At 61.4% G+C, this 15,766-nt stretch carries 14 protein-coding genes; 9 read left to right on the forward strand and 5 right to left on the reverse strand.

Features of this window, described 5'->3' with window-relative positions; genetic code table 11:
* Positions 1–83 precede the first annotated feature (83 nt).
* The 5 genes from ASG47_RS18370 to ASG47_RS18390 all read left to right on the forward strand — a co-directional run bounded on the left by ASG47_RS18370 (position 84) and on the right by ASG47_RS18390 (position 6,233).
* On the forward strand, positions 84–1,880 hold the full coding sequence (locus tag ASG47_RS18370; RefSeq protein ID WP_061911693.1) for a methyl-accepting chemotaxis protein: 1,797 nt from the start codon (positions 84–86) through the stop codon (positions 1,878–1,880).
* Positions 1,881–1,891: 11 nt separating this feature from the next.
* The gene (locus ASG47_RS18375; RefSeq protein ID WP_061911694.1) at positions 1,892–2,353 is read left to right on the forward strand and encodes a chemotaxis protein CheW; all 462 of its coding nucleotides are present in this window, start codon (positions 1,892–1,894) and stop codon (positions 2,351–2,353) included.
* A 139-nt stretch (positions 2,354–2,492) separates the two neighbouring features.
* Positions 2,493–3,371: a CheR family methyltransferase gene (locus ASG47_RS18380; RefSeq protein ID WP_061911695.1), complete on the forward strand. Its 879-nt coding sequence runs from the start codon at positions 2,493–2,495 to the stop codon at positions 3,369–3,371.
* A gap of 10 nt (positions 3,372–3,381) precedes the next feature.
* A complete protein-coding gene (locus ASG47_RS18385) occupies positions 3,382–4,500 on the forward strand; it encodes a protein-glutamate methylesterase/protein-glutamine glutaminase (RefSeq protein WP_061911696.1) in 1,119 nt (372 codons plus the stop codon).
* The gene (locus ASG47_RS18390) at positions 4,497–6,233 is read left to right on the forward strand and encodes a hypothetical protein (protein WP_061911697.1); all 1,737 of its coding nucleotides are present in this window, start codon (positions 4,497–4,499) and stop codon (positions 6,231–6,233) included. Before ASG47_RS18385 ends, ASG47_RS18390 begins: the two co-directional genes overlap by 4 nt.
* Before the next feature lie 31 nt (positions 6,234–6,264).
* On the opposite strand, the gene ASG47_RS18395 is transcribed toward ASG47_RS18390, so the two are convergent.
* The 5 genes from ASG47_RS18395 to ASG47_RS18415 form a co-directional block, all read right to left on the reverse strand.
* A complete protein-coding gene (locus tag ASG47_RS18395) occupies positions 6,265–7,008 on the reverse strand; it encodes a fumarylacetoacetate hydrolase family protein (RefSeq protein ID WP_061911698.1) in 744 nt (247 codons plus the stop codon).
* On the reverse strand, positions 7,005–7,784 hold the full coding sequence (locus ASG47_RS18400) for a DeoR/GlpR family DNA-binding transcription regulator (protein WP_061911699.1): 780 nt from the start codon (positions 7,782–7,784) through the stop codon (positions 7,005–7,007). Before ASG47_RS18400 ends, ASG47_RS18395 begins: the two co-directional genes overlap by 4 nt.
* 64 nt (positions 7,785–7,848) lie before the next feature.
* The gene (locus tag ASG47_RS18405) at positions 7,849–9,282 is read right to left on the reverse strand and encodes a M81 family metallopeptidase (protein WP_061911700.1); all 1,434 of its coding nucleotides are present in this window, start codon (positions 9,280–9,282) and stop codon (positions 7,849–7,851) included.
* On the reverse strand, positions 9,282–10,466 hold the full coding sequence (locus ASG47_RS18410) for an MFS transporter (RefSeq protein WP_061911701.1): 1,185 nt from the start codon (positions 10,464–10,466) through the stop codon (positions 9,282–9,284). The genes ASG47_RS18405 and ASG47_RS18410 overlap by 1 nt, the downstream gene beginning before the upstream one ends.
* Before the next feature lie 133 nt (positions 10,467–10,599).
* On the reverse strand, positions 10,600–11,088 hold the full coding sequence (locus tag ASG47_RS18415; protein WP_061911702.1) for a hypothetical protein: 489 nt from the start codon (positions 11,086–11,088) through the stop codon (positions 10,600–10,602).
* A 370-nt stretch (positions 11,089–11,458) separates the two neighbouring features.
* Between ASG47_RS18415 and ASG47_RS18420 the strand changes: the two genes are divergently transcribed.
* The 4 genes from ASG47_RS18420 to ASG47_RS18435 all read left to right on the forward strand — a co-directional run bounded on the left by ASG47_RS18420 (position 11,459) and on the right by ASG47_RS18435 (position 15,738).
* Positions 11,459–12,613: a Gfo/Idh/MocA family protein gene (locus tag ASG47_RS18420; RefSeq protein ID WP_061911703.1), complete on the forward strand. Its 1,155-nt coding sequence runs from the start codon at positions 11,459–11,461 to the stop codon at positions 12,611–12,613.
* A 13-nt stretch (positions 12,614–12,626) separates the two neighbouring features.
* Positions 12,627–13,514 (forward strand): carbohydrate ABC transporter permease, encoded by an 888-nt coding sequence (locus ASG47_RS18425; RefSeq protein WP_061911704.1) that lies wholly within the window; start codon positions 12,627–12,629, stop codon positions 13,512–13,514.
* Positions 13,515–13,600: 86 nt separating this feature from the next.
* Positions 13,601–14,443 carry a carbohydrate ABC transporter permease gene (locus ASG47_RS18430; protein ID WP_061911791.1) on the forward strand — a complete coding sequence of 281 codons (843 nt, stop codon included), beginning with the start codon at positions 13,601–13,603 and terminating at the stop codon, positions 14,441–14,443.
* 71 nt (positions 14,444–14,514) lie between these two features.
* A complete protein-coding gene (locus tag ASG47_RS18435; protein WP_061911705.1) occupies positions 14,515–15,738 on the forward strand; it encodes an ABC transporter substrate-binding protein in 1,224 nt (407 codons plus the stop codon).
* Positions 15,739–15,766: the final 28 nt, after the last annotated feature.

The following is a 15,766-nucleotide window of genomic DNA, read 5'->3' on the forward strand; positions in this document are numbered from 1 at the left end:
TCCAAATAGACCAGCCGGTGTGTACCGGCGACAACCATAAGTGCGGACGCAGAAGCGTCCGTGGGGACGATGGACAATCTCAAATGAGATTCACGATCAAATTAAAGCTTGGACTTGCCTTCGCTGCGGTCATTCTGGTCTCCGGCGCCATGGCGTTGTTTGCCATCTCAAATCTTGGGTCGCTCAATAACGCGATCACCAAGATCGTGGATGGTCCTTCGGCAAATCTGAAAGAGTCGAACGATCTTGCGAACGCGGTTCTCATGGCGATTCGCGCCGAGAAGAACGTCATTCTCAATTCCGACGCCACCCAGATCCAGTCCTATATCGACGATGTGACGGCACAACGCGCCAAGGTCGAGCCTATCCTGGCAAGCCTTGAGCAGGACATGGACACGACGGTTCAGTCGATTGCGGGCAAGTTCCGCACGGTCTTGCCGAAGTGGGTTTCGCTGCAGGACCAGATTGTTGCGCTCGGCAAGCAGAACACAACCGAAAGCAATTCGCGCGCAGCAGCCCTTTCCATGGGACAGGCTGCCCAGATCAATGACGAGATGATCAGCCTGCTAGATGAGCTCAACGGTCAGATCACTACGACCTTGGCGCAGATGGATAGCGAGACCAACGCCCAATACGATGCGTCGAGCATGCTGCTACTGGTCGCGGCTGGCTTCACGCTTATCCTGTCGCTGGCCGTCGCTTTCTGGATTTCGATGACCATCAGCTCCGGCCTCCGCCGCGCGATTGGCCTTGCCGATGCCATCAGCATTGGCGATCTCAACCAGAAGATCGAGCACAAGGCCAATGACGAGATCCGCGATCTCGCCAATTCGCTGACCGTGATGACCGACAATCTCCGCGCTTCGGCCAACATCGCCGACCAGATCGCCAATGGCGACCTGACGGTCCAGCCCAAGCGTCTGTCGGATAAGGACACACTCGGCATTGCGCTCGAACGCATGGTCGAAAAGCTGCGCGACGTGATCACCGATGCGATTTCTTCGGCCAACAATGTTTCGGCCGGTGCGCAGGAAATGTCGGCAACGGCCGAGCAGCTCTCCCAGGGCGCCACGGAACAGGCTTCGTCCACCGAAGAAGCCTCGGCGTCGATGGAAGAAATGGCCTCGACCATAAAGCAGTCGGCCGACAATGCGTCGCAGACCGAAAAGATCGCGCGCCAGTCCGCTGCCGACGCGATTGCTTCGGGCAATGCCGTCAACAACGCTGTCTCGGCCATGCAGACGATCGCCGAAAAGATCATGGTCGTGCAGGAAATCGCGCGCCAGACCGATCTTCTCGCGCTCAATGCGGCGGTGGAAGCGGCACGCGCCGGCGAACATGGCCGTGGCTTCGCGGTGGTCGCTTCCGAGGTGCGCAAGCTTGCCGAACGCAGCCAGGCTGCAGCGGCCGAAATCTCGACGCTCTCCGGCACTACGGTAAAGGCAGCCCAGTCGGCGGGCGACATGCTCAACAAGCTCGTGCCCGATATTCAGCGCACGGCGGAACTGGTGGAAGAAATCACGGCCGGTAGTCGTGAACAGAATGCCGGCGCAGCCCAGATCAATACCGCGATCCAGCAGCTCGACAAGGTCACCCAGCAGAACACCTCTGCCTCCGAGGAGCTTTCCTCGACGGCAGAAGAACTGGCGAGCCAGGCCGAGCAGTTGCAGGCTGCGATCAGCTACTTCCGCCTCGGCGGGGCGGCCAATGCCAATCTCGCGGCAAAGCCGGCCAAGCGCGACATCAAGGCGGCGGTGCTCTCTGTCTCCCCGCATATGAACAAGTCCGGCGCCAAGCCCAAAGCCAATATGGGCGGCTTCGATCTCTCGCTCGATGGCGGTGACGATGACATGGACGCCGATTTCACACGCGTAGCTTAGGAAAGAGGACGATGGCCGATCACAATCAATTCGTGACCTTGGGTGTGGCGGACGAGCTATTCGCCGCCCCTGTCACCAAGGTGCAGGAAATCCTCGACATGCGGGCCATTTCCCGCCTGCCGCGGGCGCCGCAGAACTTCCTCGGCATCATCGATGTCCGCGGGCAGGGCGTGCCGGTGCTCGACCTGCGCCTGACGCTCGGGATGGAGCCGGCGGGCGACACGGAGACGACGCGTATCGTCGTTCTCTGCGTCCAAAGCGCCTCCGGTCCTGTGACGCTAGGTCTGCGGGCCGACCGGGTCTTCGAGGTGACTGTGCTCGACAGTGAAAGCCTCGATCCGCCGCCGGCCGTCGATGCGCGCTGGCAGAACCACTGCATCGAGGGCATTGGCCGCCGCAACGGCCAGTTCGTCACCGTGCTCGATCTCGACAAGCTCCTCGGCGGCGAGACGGCAGCGCTGTCGGCCGCCTGAGGCGACAAACCATCCTGCCGCTCGGCGCCACGAAGGCATCGAGCGGCTGAACGATCATCACACCCAAGTTCTGGCCCAGAAGGGCGCAGTTGGGACGACCGGCGCATGCCAAAAGCGTGGACCGGCCAGGGAGACAAGAGTGGCTTTATTAGCGCGTGCCCCCATTGTTGAAGCCGATGGCGAAGACCACCTCAGCGTTGCCGACTTCAGCAAGATTTCGACGCTGATCGGCAATGAAGTGGGCATCCGCCTGCCGCCGGCCAAGCGCCTGATGGTCGAGGGGCGCCTGCGCCGTCGCCTGCGCGCCTTGCAGATCCCGACCTTTGACGCCTATTGCGATCATATCTTCCGCGGCGATGGCATGGCGGCAGAACTGACCTATCTCATCAATGTGGTGACGACCAACAAGACCGACTTTTTCCGCGAGCCGGAACATTTCGAACTGATGCGGTCAAAGATGATCCCCGAATTGCTGGCCGCCCGCACGGGCGAGCGCAATCCGATGGTCAAGGTGTGGAGCGCGGCGGCTTCGACCGGCGCCGAGGCCTTCACTTGCGCCATGGTGCTCGCCGACATGGTCAAGGAAAGCGGCGGCTTCCGCTTTTCGATCCTTGGCACCGATATTTCAACCGATGTGTTGGCGCAGGGCCAGCGCGGGGTCTATCCCGCCGACCAGATCGTGCCGGTGCCCCAGCAGATGCAGGGCAAATACCTGATGTGGGCGCGGAAGCCTGGCCTCCGGCCGGATGTGCGCATCGTTCCCGAACTGCGCAAGCTGGTGCAATTTCACCGGCTCAACCTGATGGACGAGAAATATCCGTTCGATCGGGACGTCGACATCATCTTGCTGCGCAATGTGCTGATCTATTTCGACAAGGCGGACCAGGCCAAGGTCATTAGCCGACTGGTCAACCATTTAAGGCCCGGCGGTTATCTACTTCTTGGTCATTCCGAGTCCATGGTCGGCACGTCAATTCCAGTGCGGCAGGTTGCGCCTGCCGTATTCCAGCGAGCGTGAGCCAAAAGTCATGAGCAAGATCCGCGTTCTCATCGTGGATGATAGCGCTTCGGTGCGTACGACGCTGAGCGAGATCATCTCTGCCGATCCGGACCTCGAGGTCATGGCGACGGCCGCCGACCCCTATGTCGCGGTGGAGAAAATCCGGCATGAAATTCCGGATGTGATCTTTCTCGACGTCGAAATGCCGCGCATGGACGGCCTGACCTTCCTGCGCAAGATTATGTCGCAGCGGCCTATCCCGGTCGTCATCTGCTCGGGCGCGGCCCAGGCGGGCTCGGACACGCTGATGCAGTGTCTTGAGGCCGGCGCGGTCGATGTCGTGACCAAGCCGCGCATCGACACGGCGCAATTCCTGCAAGAATCGCGCATGCGCATTTGCGATGCGGCCAAGGCTGCGGCTCATGCCAAGCTCAAAGGCCTCAAGAAGGCGGCGCCGGAACTCAAGGTCGAAGCCAAGCTCAATGCCGACGCGATCATTCCGCCGATTTCGGATACGCGCCGCGAAAGTCTGATTGCCCGCATGCCGGTGACCGAGCCGATTATCTCGATTGGCGCCTCGACAGGCGGAACCGAAGCTTTGCGCGAAGTGCTAGAAGCCCTGCCCGAAAATAGCCCCGCTATCCTCATCGTCCAGCATATGCCGGAGAAATTCACGGGCGCCTTTGCGCGCCGGCTCGATTCTACCTGCGCCATTGCCGTCAAGGAAGCGGAAGATGGCGATCTGGTCATGGCCGGGCGGGCGCTGATCGCGCCGGGAAATGTGCATATGCAACTCGTGCGCAACGGCTTGCGCTACACGGTGAAAATCGTCGAGGGGCCGCATGTGTCGCGCCATCGGCCATCCGTCGATGTGCTGTTCCGCTCGACGGCGCAGGCGGCCGGTCGCAATGCGCTGGGCATGCTGCTGACAGGCATGGGCGACGATGGCGCGCGGGGGCTCCTCGAAATGCGGCAGATGGGTAGCCCGACGGTCGCCCAGGACGAAGAAAGCAGCGTCGTCTTCGGCATGCCCAAGGAAGCCATTCAGCGCGGTGCCGCGGTGCGTGTCTTGCCGCTCTCGCGCATGGCTGGCGAAATCAATGCCTTTGGCCGCAATGGCAACAAATCTACAGGAGGCCCGGCGTGATCAATAACAAGACCCAAGCCAGCACCATTTCCGCTCTCTCTGCCGCCGTCGCCAAGCCGCGGCAGGATATTGAAGAATCTTTCGTTTCCGTCGGCGCCCGCCTCAGCGAAGGCGCCATGATGCTCAACAAGCTGACGCGGCTGTTCGAAGCGCTGCCGGCAGCCTTGCAGGGCGAAGAGGTTATCGAGGCCAGTAGCCAACTGCGCTCGGTCGCCAGCACCGCGCGGCAACTGACCGAGGACTTTGGCAAGGAAAAAGCCAATCTCAACCGGCTGGTCGAGGTGGTTTCCGCGGCCAATGGGCCGATCAACGAATTGCGTCGCACGGTCAAGATGATCGGCATTGTCTCGATCAATGCGCGCGTCACGGCGGCCGGCATTATCGGGGACAGCGACGATTTTGATGTTTTCACCACCGATATCGCGACGCTCTCCAACTCGGCGCATACGACGATCCATGAATTCAGCCAGGTCTACCGGCAGTTGACGGCGGAGGTCGATCGGGCGGCGAGCCAGCGCGAACGCTTCGACAAGGCGCATGCCCATACGCTGACCGAATTGGCCCAGCAGCTTGACGAGACGCTCGAAGCGCTCGATCGGCAGCGGTTGACTGCGGTCGAAGGCAGCGCCGAAACCGGCCGTGTCTCGCGCCAGATCGTCGGGCGGATCGGTAGCGCCGTCATGGCATTGCAGGTCGGTGACTCGACGCGTCAGCGGCTCGAACATATCGAAACCGGGCTCGATTGCCTCGCCGATATTATGGCGGGTAAGCCGGTCGATGGCGCAGTGCTGGATGACGCTGTGACGGCGGAGGCTCTGGCGGCGTTGTCGACGCTGGAACAGGAACAATTGCGCGCCACGGCGTCGAGCTTTGCCGATGAAGTGGGCGAAGCGGAAGGCGCGCTGCAGGCGCTGGCGATCGATGCCAGCACCATCATGACGGCGAGCCGCAATCTCTATGGCGGCAAGGGCGGCGACGCTTCGGCGCTCTCGACATTGAGTGCGCAACTGCGCGAGGCCGCCGCGATTTTGCGGGACTGCGAAACCGAGCGCAACAAGCTCGAAGCGCTCGCCGCTGCGGTGCAGCAGACCGTTTCCGTGCTGCTCGGCCATGTGGCGGCGGTGCAGGAAATCGAATCCAATATGCGCCTTGTCAGCTTGAACGCTGCGGTGCGCTGTGCCCAGCTTGGGCCGCGTGGCGCGTCGCTGACCGTGATTGCAGCGCAGTTGCGCGAACTGACCACCGAGACCGTCGTGGCTGCAGAGGCTGCGATGACCCGGCTCGATGAAGCCTCGGCTTTGGCTGGTGCCTTCGTCGAGGCCGCAGGCGGCGAAAATGCGGGCCAGATCGGACGTCTCGAACAGTTGGCCAACCACGCCATGACGCTGCTCACCGGCCTTGACGAGCGGCTCTCGGTCGCGTCGGCGAGCCTCAATGCCGATGGTCCAAAGGTTATCAGCCTGCTCCAGGCAGCGGCCAAGGGGATCGACGGTCAATCGCGGCTTGCCGAGACCATGGACGACATTGCGCTGCAAATTGCCGGGCTTTCGACCGACCCCATGCCCGACCCGATCTCTGAGGCGCTGGCGCCGACGCTCGAACGCCTGCGCAAGACCTATACGATGGAAGGCGAACGCCAGATCCACAACCGGCTCTTTGGCAATGCCGCGCCGGCCGTGGAGGTCGAGGATGCCGCCAATGACGACATGGACCTCGACGCCCTGATGTTCTGAAAAAAAAGGCCCGCTTCGGCGGGCCTTTTCTTTAGCGGGTGCAGGTGGCCGAGACTTTGCCCCAGGCACCGAACGAGCCTTCGACCTGCTTGGCATAGCCCATGGGCGTTGCGACGCGGGCGCCGGTAATGATGACTTGGCCAGCGCGAAGCGGATAACCGCGCTTTTCGGCATGCGGGGCAAGCCAGACGAGAGCGGCGAGAATGTCGGACCAGTTGGCGCCGGTTTCGACACTCTTTGAGACAGCGCCATCGTAGCTCAGCGACACGGCAAGCGTCTGGACTGCCGACTGGATATGGCCCGCAATGGCGGGGCCAACGACGACCGCGCCATTGCTCTGGAGATCGCCGAGCTGCAAGTTGCGCGGGGTGGCATCGCGATCGACGAAGGGATTGCCGACGAATTCGAGCGCCGGGTGCACCGAGGCGATGGCGGCATGGGCGGTTTCGGCATCCACGGCGCCGGTAAGATCAGCGCCAAGTTTCACCGCGACTTCGACTTCGGCGATGATGAAGCGGTGCTTTGCGGCATCGAGCGTGGCGCCGTTTTCAAAGTAGCGATTGGCGGGGATGGGCGAGCAGATAGGTTCACCCTCGCCGCCGGCGAGGATTTTCCAGCCGCCCGAGGAGCCGATGCCGGCCATGATCTTGTTTTGGAGCGCATAGACCGCCGCCATATCGGCAGGGACGTCTTCGGCCGGGACCGGGCCGACTGGCGCGCCGCCATCGTGAGCGGAAATCAGGGCTTGGCTCAGGGCGTCGAGACGGTCGGTCATGGAGAGGGGCTTTCGCTTCTGGTTTCGATCAGGCGGATTCCGGCATCCGCGCAGAGCGTGCGGATGGAGTCGTGCGGGCAAAAATCGGTGATGAACGTATGGGCCTGGGAGAGATGGCCGATACGGACGGGGGCAGTGCGGTCGAACTTGCTGGAATCGGAGACGAGGATGACATGGCGTGCATTGGCGATGATCGCCTGGGCGACCTTGACCTCGCGAAAATCGAAATCGAGCAGCGCGCCATCGGCATCGATGGCCGAGACGCCGATGACGGCGAAATCGACCTTGAACTGGCGGATGAAATCGACGGCCGCTTCGCCGACGATGCCGCCATCGGCCGGGCGCACGACACCGCCGGCGATGACGACCTCCATCGAGGGCACGGTGCGGAGGCGATTGGCGACGTTGATATTATTGGTGATGACCATTAGGCCGCGATGTTCGGCGAGGGCATGGCTGACCGCCTCGGTGGTGGTGCCGATATTGATGAAGAGCGAGGCATCGTCGGGGATGAGCGCGGCGGCGGCGCGGCCGATGGCCTGCTTTTCTTCCGTCGCGATCTGGCGGCGCGCTTCATATTCGACATTTTCGACGCCCGAGGGGTGCATGGCCCCGCCATGCGTGCGTTTGAGCGCACCGCGATCGCAGAGGATATTGAGATCCTTACGAATGGTCTGGGGCGTGACGTCGAAGGCTTCGACCAGTTGCTCGACCGTGACCCCGCCCTTTTGCCGGGCGAGTTCGACGATCTGGGCCTGTCGCATCTGGGGGTTCATAAATGTGCCCTTGGCTTTCGTTTCGTGAGTAAACGAAAGCGGGGGCTGGGGGAAGGGCGCAGGACTACTTGGCAAGCGCCGACCACTTCACCTGGGGCACGAAAGTGAAATCGCGATCGAAGGGGAAGCTGGGGCGCGGGGTGTGGTTGCGGGTGGTGCGCTCGACGAACTGGTCGACGACACCGGGTGAGAGGGCCATGATCCCGGGATTGGCGATGGGGCCGAGTTCGGGTGAGAGATAGCCCGATTTCACCGCGATGATCTTTGCGCCATGCGGATCGAGGCCGAGCTTGGTGAAATCGAGGATATTGTGGAAGGGGCGGCGGCGGGCGGTGAGCACGAGGTCGATGCCGCCGATGCGGACCACAGCTTCGCGATAGAGCGGGTTTTCGGTTTCCAGGAGGAAGACTACTTCGGCTGACACATCGACTGGAGTCGAAGACGGGTCGAGGCTGGCGCCGATATGGAGCGGCAGGGTGGCGCCGACACCGGCTGCATAGGCGGCTTCGGTGGCGGCGCGATCGGCAATGCCGGCAAAGATGACGCCCCGGGCGTTCTTGGCGATGAGGGCGGCTAAAACTTCGGCGCGGTCGCCGACGCCGCCGCCCGTCGGATTATCGCCAGACTCGGCGAGGACGACGGGGTAGGTAGTGCTGGCAATGGCTCGATCGACGCAATCCTCTATCGAGCCGGTCTCCATGCCGAAGACGAACTTTTCGCGCACGTCCCAATAATCCTGGGCCAGCTTTGTCGCGGCCGCTTCCATTGTGGCCTTATCAGTGCCGGTGATAACGGCGCAGGCGGTCGCGCGGGGCTCGTCGGCCCAGACATAGCCGACCTGGAAGGAGGCGTCCCAGATGCCGGTCGGTTCTTCGATCTCGTGGAGTTGGGTGTAAAAGCTTTTGGCCGGTTCGTCTTGGGTGGAGGTGCGTTCGCCGGGGAGGAGAACGGGAACGGGCGCCCAGGCGAGCTTTGGGCGGACGCCAGTGCGGAGCGCCCGGACCAGCATGGTGACGACGCGGCGCATGGTGTCGGGCACGTCGATATGGGGCGCGGTCCGATAGGTCGAAAAGATATCGAGCCCATCGACGATTTTCTGGCTGACATTGCCGTGGAGATCGTAGCTCGCGGCGATCACGACGTCGGGGCCGACGAGGTCGCGCACGGCCGCGATGAAATCGCCTTCGGCATCGAACATGCCGTCGACGAAGATCGCGCCATGCATGGCGAGATAGATGCCATCGAGTGGCAGCGCTGCGCGAATTCCTTCGAGGATTTCGGCTTTCCATTTCTCATAGAGCGCGCGCTCCACGGCACCGCCGGCAATGGCGCGGGCGTGGAGCACGGTGATGAATTCGGCCGGGAAATGCGTCAGGAAATCAAAATATTGATCGCGCAGCATGGCGGGGCCGCGCAACACGCGAAAATCGGCTTCGCGGGCGATGACAGGATTGTAGGTCGAGCATTCGGTATGGAGACCGGCAACGGCAATGCGCATCAGAGCACTCCTGGAACTTCGGCTTCTGGGTTGTGAGTAGTTCTGACCGGCTTTGGCACGAGGCGGCCGGTGAGCAAGAGGCTGAGGAGAAGGAAGGGCACAACGCAGGCAATGCCGATGCGGATGCCGGCATGTTCGGCGACGAAACCGATCAACGGCGGACCGATGAGAAATCCGGTGAGAGCGACAAAGGAGAGAACAGCGACATTGGCGGAGGCGGCGCGATCGCCGAGCCCGGCGGCGGCTGTGACGGCGAGGGGGAAGCCGACGGAAACGCCGATGCCGATAACGCCAAAGCCCATCAAAGCCAGTTCGACCCCCGGTGCGAAAAATAGCAAAATGCCGCCGAGAACCGCGAGGGCGCCGCAGAGGCGCGCTGTGCCGATGGCGCCAAACCGGCGCTTCAGGAAATCGCCACCGAATCGGCCGGCGGCAACCATGAAGGCGAAGAGCGAATAGCCGAGGCCGACGAGCCCGCCTTCGGCTGAAAGGGCATCGCGGAGAAAAATGGCCGACCAATCGGCCATGGCACCTTCGGTCATGGTGATGCCGAAGACAAAAAGACAGATGCCGATTAGGGCGGGGCTCGGGAGTGACCAGGCGGATTTTTGCGTCTGGCCTTCGGCGGGCGCGTCATGAAGTCTTGGCAGGGCGGTCGCGGTGGCGAGCGCGATGGGGAGGACCACGGCGGCAAGGAGCGGCACGGCGCTTTGCGGGGCAAGGCCGATGGCGGCAAAGCCAGAGCCGATGAGGCTACCGGCCATGATCCCCAGCGACCAGCAGCCGTGCGAGGTATTCATGATCAGCTTGCCGCTCGATTTTTCGACGAGATCGGCCTGCACGTTTAGCCCGAGTTCGACAAAGGAAATGGCGGAACCTGCCAGCATGAGGGCAATGAAGAGGAGGATCGGGTGCGGCGCCAGGACCGGCAGGCTGACGGCTGCGGAATAGAACACAAAACCCCAGAAGATGGCGGCGCGGGCGCCGATCTTGGCAACGAGCGGACCGGCAAAGGGCAGGGTGATCAGCGTGCCGCAGGGCATGCCGAGAAGGGCGAGCGCGAGGCCAGCGGGACCGAGATCCAGGCCCGCCTGGATTTCAGGGATGCGCGGCAGCCAGGAGCCGAACGCGATGGGCTGGAGGAAGAAGGCCAGCATGGTCAGGCGCTGTGGGGTGAAGGACATGGCAATGCTCGGTCTCTGGTGGCTCTCCCCCCCTTTTGAACCGCGTCATCCCCGCGAAAGCGGGGATCCCGAAGCCTCAGAGATTCCCGCTTTCGCGGGAATGACGCTGTGGGCAGGTAGAATGGTCAGTGGCTCAGCTCGATTTTCCCATTGGGTAAGGCAGATAGCCCACGAAACCTGTCAGCTTCCACTGGCCCTCGACCTTGCGGCAGAAGTAGAGGGTTTGCCAGTTGAGGCGATCGGTGCCGCCGTCGCTTAGTTTGATTTCGCCGTTGAACTTCTTGTGCGCAATCGCGCGGGTGCCGGTGATTTCGATTGCGGTCAGGCTCGTCGCGCGGTGAATGCCGGCTTCGACATCCTCGGCATAGGATTGTGCCTGGCCTTCATGGGCTTGGCGCAGCCATTCGTCGCGATAATCGGCAAGGGTGGGAAAGCTGATGGTCCAGCCGTCGGGATTGTCGTTCCTGTTGCCATTGATGCCCAGAAAATCGTCGGCGACGAAATCGTCTTTGACCATGGACCAATCGGCGGCGACATAGGCGGCGATGTCGCGTGGGACCAGCATGGTCCAGATGGCCGAGCGGTCGGCGTCGTTGGGAAAAGGGTTTTCGGACAGGCTCACTCGGCTTCCCCTGCGCCGGCCACGCCACTGTTTAGCGAACGGTTTCCGGCGACTGTATCAGATTTTCAGACATGTCATTCCAAGGGCTAATCCTGAAAGAGGCCACATGGATACCAATTGCATCATGCTGCGATGAAAGCCCGATCTTGTCCACACCCAAAATGCCCGCCTACCCCCACTAACAGCTTATAAATAAAGCAAAGTGGCGCTAGAAGTGGCAGTGATTTCGGGTGGTTTAAATTGGTATTGTCAGGCGTCCGAATCTATGTTGACATTGTGTCATAGAGCCGCCTAGGCTTGAAAATCGTTTACACAAACGACAGCGGCCCGAAAAGAGGCTCGCGGTTTATAGGCAGGGAACATCGTCGTCATGCGGGTAGGCATTATCGGCCTCGGCTATCGTCTTGCATATCTGGCGCGCGTCTTTTCCGCGGCGCGCGACGATTTCAAGATCGTTGGCTATGTCGACCCCGCTCCGGCCGGTCTCCCCTATACCCAGGAACATGGCGTATCCGTCGGCAAGGCCTATGGCTCGCTCGAAGCGCTGATCGACGAAGGCAATCTCGACCTCCTGATGGTCGGCTCGCCCAATCACCTGCATCTCGAGCATATCCGCATCGGGCTCGAGCGCGGCATGAAGATCTTTGCCGAAAAGCCGGTCGTGACCTCGGTCGAAGAAACCATGGCCCTGGCCGAACTTATTGCTCAATATGGTTCGGACAATGTCATGGTCGGCCTCGTGCTGCGCTATGCTCCGCTCTATGTCGATCTGCGCAAGGCGCAGGCCGAGGGCAAGATCGGCGATATCGCCGCCATCGAGGCGTCCGAGACCATTCCGCCCTATCACGGCGCCTTTTTCATGCGCGATTGGCGCCGCTACGCCAAATATGCCGGCGGCTTCATGCTTGAAAAGTGCTGCCACGATCTCGACCTCTATAATGGGGTCATGGGCTGCCGTCCGCATTATGTCTCAAGCTTTGGCGGTCGCCGTAGCTTCGTGCCCAAGAATGCGCCCCAAGGCGCTGGCGCCAATGATCTCGAAGTCTATCACCGCAAGCCGTCGGGCTGGGAAAGCACCGAAAACGTCTTTGATAGCGACGGCGATATCATCGATTTTCAGACCGCGATGGTGCAGTACGAAAACGGCGCGGCGCTGACTTTTCACACCAATCTCAACGTGCCCGACGATTACCGGCGCTTTGCCGTGATCGGTGCCAAGGGCATGGCGGAAGGCGATTTCGTCCGCAACTATTTCAAGGTCACCGATAGCCGCACCTCCGAGCGGCTCGAAGACAAGACCTATCAGGCAAGCGACCTGTCGGCCCATTATGGCGCTGACGAGCAGATGGCCGAAGACATCTTGAAGCACATGATCGAAGGCGCGTCGCTGCCGGTTTCGGTGGTCGATGCGCTTGAGGCGGGGCTTCTGGCGCTGTCGATGGATGAGGCGATGAAAACGAGGTCCGTCGTCGACATGGCCCCGATCTGGCAGCGCTTCGATGCGGCCTTGGGCCGAGCGAGCTGAGGGAGAAAAGCCGATGACCAGCACCCGTAGCGCAACACTCTTCGCCTTCGCCCTGCTGGCTCCGGCACTCATCTATATCACGGTGATCGTCGCCTATCCGCTTGTGGATACGATCATCCTCTCCTTCACCAATGCTGCGCTGCGCCCGACTTATGATTTCGTCGGCTGGGCCAATTACCAGCGCATCTTTACTGCCGGCAACTTCACCGAAGTCATCATCCGCACCCTGATCTGGACCTTCTTCTCGGTCTCGATCAAGATGATCATCGGCATGTTCGGCGCCGTGCTGCTCAATGCCGCCGTGCCTGGCCAGACTGTGTTCCGCATCCTCACCATGCCGCCCTGGATCGTGCCCATGGCCATCGGCATCTATATGTGGGCCTGGATGTATAACGGCCAGTTCGGCATGATTTCGGGCCTCTTGCAGAATTTTGGGCTGACCAATGGCCCGGTCGCCTTCCTTGCCTATGGCAATACGGCCTTCTGGGCGACGATCATCACCGACGTCTGGATCGGCGTGCCAATGGTCACGATCTATTTCCTTGCTTCCATGCAGTCGATCCCCAAGGATCTGCACGAGGCGGCCTGGACCGATGGCGCAGGCCGCTTTTATCGCTGGCGCCGGATCACCCTGCCGCTGATGCTGCCGGCGATCATCACCATGAGCCTTCTCTCGCTTATCGCCACGTTCAATTCCTTCGACATCATCTACATCCTGACCAATGGCGGTCCGTCTGGCCAGACGACGACGATGATCATCGATACCTACAAGACCGCCATGGGCAGCCGCAAATATGGCGAAGGCGCTGCGCGCGCAGTGGTGATCTGTATCTTCGTGTCGATCTTCTGCCTCGTCTATTTCCGCGCCGTAAGGAAGCTCTCGCAGGGAGAAGCCAAATGAGCGACGTCGCCCGCACCACCGAAATCGCCGCCGTCGATAGTCCCGCTATCGTCAAGCCCAAGGCCCGCCGCCGTACCGCCCGCGCCATGATCGACCGCTATCAGTGGTATGAGGTCGCAGCGATCTATCTCGGCATCGCGGTCTTTCTCTTCTTCGTGCTGGCGCCCTTCATCGAAGGGTTTCTGGTCTCGCTCAAGCCGCTCGCGCAGCTGTTTTCGACGCCCTATAGCTTCATCCCGAAGAATGGCTCGTTCGACGCCTACTTTAACATGTGGACCTCGGTTCCCATGCTGGGCATGCACATCTTCAATTCGTTCTTCATCTCGAGCGTCGTGACGCTGATCGTCGTCGTCATCGTCGTGCCCGCAGCTTACGCCTTTGCCCGGTTCAACTTTGCCGGTGCGGGCATGCTGCTAGGGCTGTTCCTCGCGGTCAACATGTTCTCGGGCGCGGTGCTGCTCATTCCGCTCTTCCGCCTGATGCGCGCCATGGGGCTGCTCAACACGTATTTCGCCATGATCGTACCCGGGGCGGCTTTCCTGATCCCATCTTCGATCTGGCTCCTCCGGACCTATATGCTGCGCATTCCGCGCGAGCTTGACGAAGCCGCCTGGGTCGATGGCGCAAGCCGGCTCTATACGCTGCGTCGCGTCATCCTGCCGCTTGCCATGCCGGGGATCGTCGTCGTCGCCATCATGACCTTTATCGGGGCCTATGCGCAGCAGTTTATCTTTGCGCTGACCTTCAATTCCAAGACCGAGTTCATGCCGCTGCCGGTCGGCCTCTTTGCCTTCTTCGGCAAGCAGGAAGTGCAGTGGAACGAGCTCATGGCCGCCAGTTTCGTGGGGATTCTGCCGGTCATGATCGTGATCATTTTCCTGCAGCGCTATCTCGTGGCAGGCCTGACCGCAGGGGCGGTCAAACAGTAGAATTTCGGGCGGCTCGCAGGGGCCGGACGAGAGGGAAGGCGCCTTCGGGCGTGCAACAAGGGAGACTACAAATGAACAAGACCAAAGGCTTCGTGCTGGCGTCTTTGATTGCCCTGTCGGGCACGACGGGCCTGGCCGGTGTGGCCGTGGCCGAAGATATCAACATCATCCTCTGCGGCGACGTGGTGACCCCGGTCTACACCAAGCTGTTCGAAGAATGGAACACCAACAACCCCGACTATAAGGTCGTGCCCGAGCTCGTTGGCTGGGGCCAGTGCCAGGATAAGGTAACGACCCTCGCCGTTGCCGGCACCCCGGTCGATATCGCCTATGTCGGTTCGCGCACGCTCAAGCAGTTTGCCCAGAACGACCTCATCGTTCCCGTGCCGATGACGGACGAAGAAAAGGCCGGCTACTACAACTACGTGCCCGACACCGTGACCTTCGACGGCACCCAGTGGGGCATCCCGGTCGCCTTCTCGACCAAGGCCTTCTTCTGGAACAAGGACCTCTTCAAGGAAGCCGGTCTTGATCCGGAAACGCCGCCCAAGACCTGGGAAGAAGAGATCGCTTTCGCCAAGCAGATCACCGAAAAGACCGACGCAGCCGGCTTCGGCATGGTCGCAAAGACCTTTGACGGCACCATGCACTGGTTCCTTCACTGGGTTTACACCAACAATGGCCAGGTCATCGATGCCGATGGCAACATCGTCCTCGACTCGCCGCAGAACCTGGCTGCGCTGACCGCCTTCAAGGACATCGTTCCTTATTCCGAAGAAGGTCCGACCGCTTACGAACAGAACGAAGTTCGCGCCATCTGGCTCGACGGCGGCCTTGCCATGTTGCACTGCTCGGTGAGCTGCGCCGGCCGTGGCACGGAAGCCGGGATCAATTGGGGTGTTGCTCCCCTCCCGACCGGTCCTGATGCACAGGGTCCAGGCACGCTGCTGATCACCGACTCGCTCGCCGTGTTCAAGGGCACCGGCCAGGAAGACAAGGTCATCGAATTCGGCAAGTTCCTGACCTCGCCGGAAAACCAGCTGGCCTACGAACTTTCCGAAGGTGGCCTGACCCCGCTCCGTCCGTCTGCTGAAGTCGACAAGCTCGTCGCCGACAATCCGTACTGGAAGCCGTTCATCGACGGCATCGAGTTCGGTGGCCCAGAGCCGCTGCTGACCGACTATATCGGCTTCCAGAACGTCATGATCGAGATGGTCCAGTCCGTCGTCACCGGCGCCGCTGAACCCGCCGCTGCCCTGACCAAGGCTGCTGGCGAAATCGAACAGTACAAATAAGCCGAACGAAGTGCCGCCGCCCGGTTCG

The sequence above is a fragment of the Devosia sp. Leaf420 genome (genome assembly GCF_001425445.1).
Classification (GTDB): Bacteria; Pseudomonadota; Alphaproteobacteria; order Rhizobiales; family Devosiaceae; genus Devosia.

Excerpts from the sequence above, each read along its gene's own strand:
- ASG47_RS18400 (WP_061911699.1), bottom strand. The coding sequence starts at position 7,784 with ATGAACCCCCAGATGCGACAGGCCCAGATCGTCGAACTCGCCCGGCAA.
- ASG47_RS18435 (WP_061911705.1), top strand. The coding sequence starts at position 14,515 with ATGAACAAGACCAAAGGCTTCGTGCTGGCGTCTTTGATTGCCCTGTCG.
- ASG47_RS18370 (WP_061911693.1), top strand. The coding sequence starts at position 84 with ATGAGATTCACGATCAAATTAAAGCTTGGACTTGCCTTCGCTGCGGTC.
- ASG47_RS18375 (WP_061911694.1), top strand. The coding sequence starts at position 1,892 with ATGGCCGATCACAATCAATTCGTGACCTTGGGTGTGGCGGACGAGCTA.
- ASG47_RS18425 (WP_061911704.1), top strand. The coding sequence starts at position 12,627 with ATGACCAGCACCCGTAGCGCAACACTCTTCGCCTTCGCCCTGCTGGCT.
- ASG47_RS18410 (WP_061911701.1), bottom strand. The coding sequence starts at position 10,466 with ATGTCCTTCACCCCACAGCGCCTGACCATGCTGGCCTTCTTCCTCCAG.
- ASG47_RS18420 (WP_061911703.1), top strand. The coding sequence starts at position 11,459 with ATGCGGGTAGGCATTATCGGCCTCGGCTATCGTCTTGCATATCTGGCG.
- ASG47_RS18405 (WP_061911700.1), bottom strand. The coding sequence starts at position 9,282 with ATGCGCATTGCCGTTGCCGGTCTCCATACCGAATGCTCGACCTACAAT.
- ASG47_RS18395 (WP_061911698.1), bottom strand. The coding sequence starts at position 7,008 with ATGACCGACCGTCTCGACGCCCTGAGCCAAGCCCTGATTTCCGCTCAC.
- ASG47_RS18430 (WP_061911791.1), top strand. The coding sequence starts at position 13,601 with ATGATCGACCGCTATCAGTGGTATGAGGTCGCAGCGATCTATCTCGGC.
- ASG47_RS18385 (WP_061911696.1), top strand. The coding sequence starts at position 3,382 with ATGAGCAAGATCCGCGTTCTCATCGTGGATGATAGCGCTTCGGTGCGT.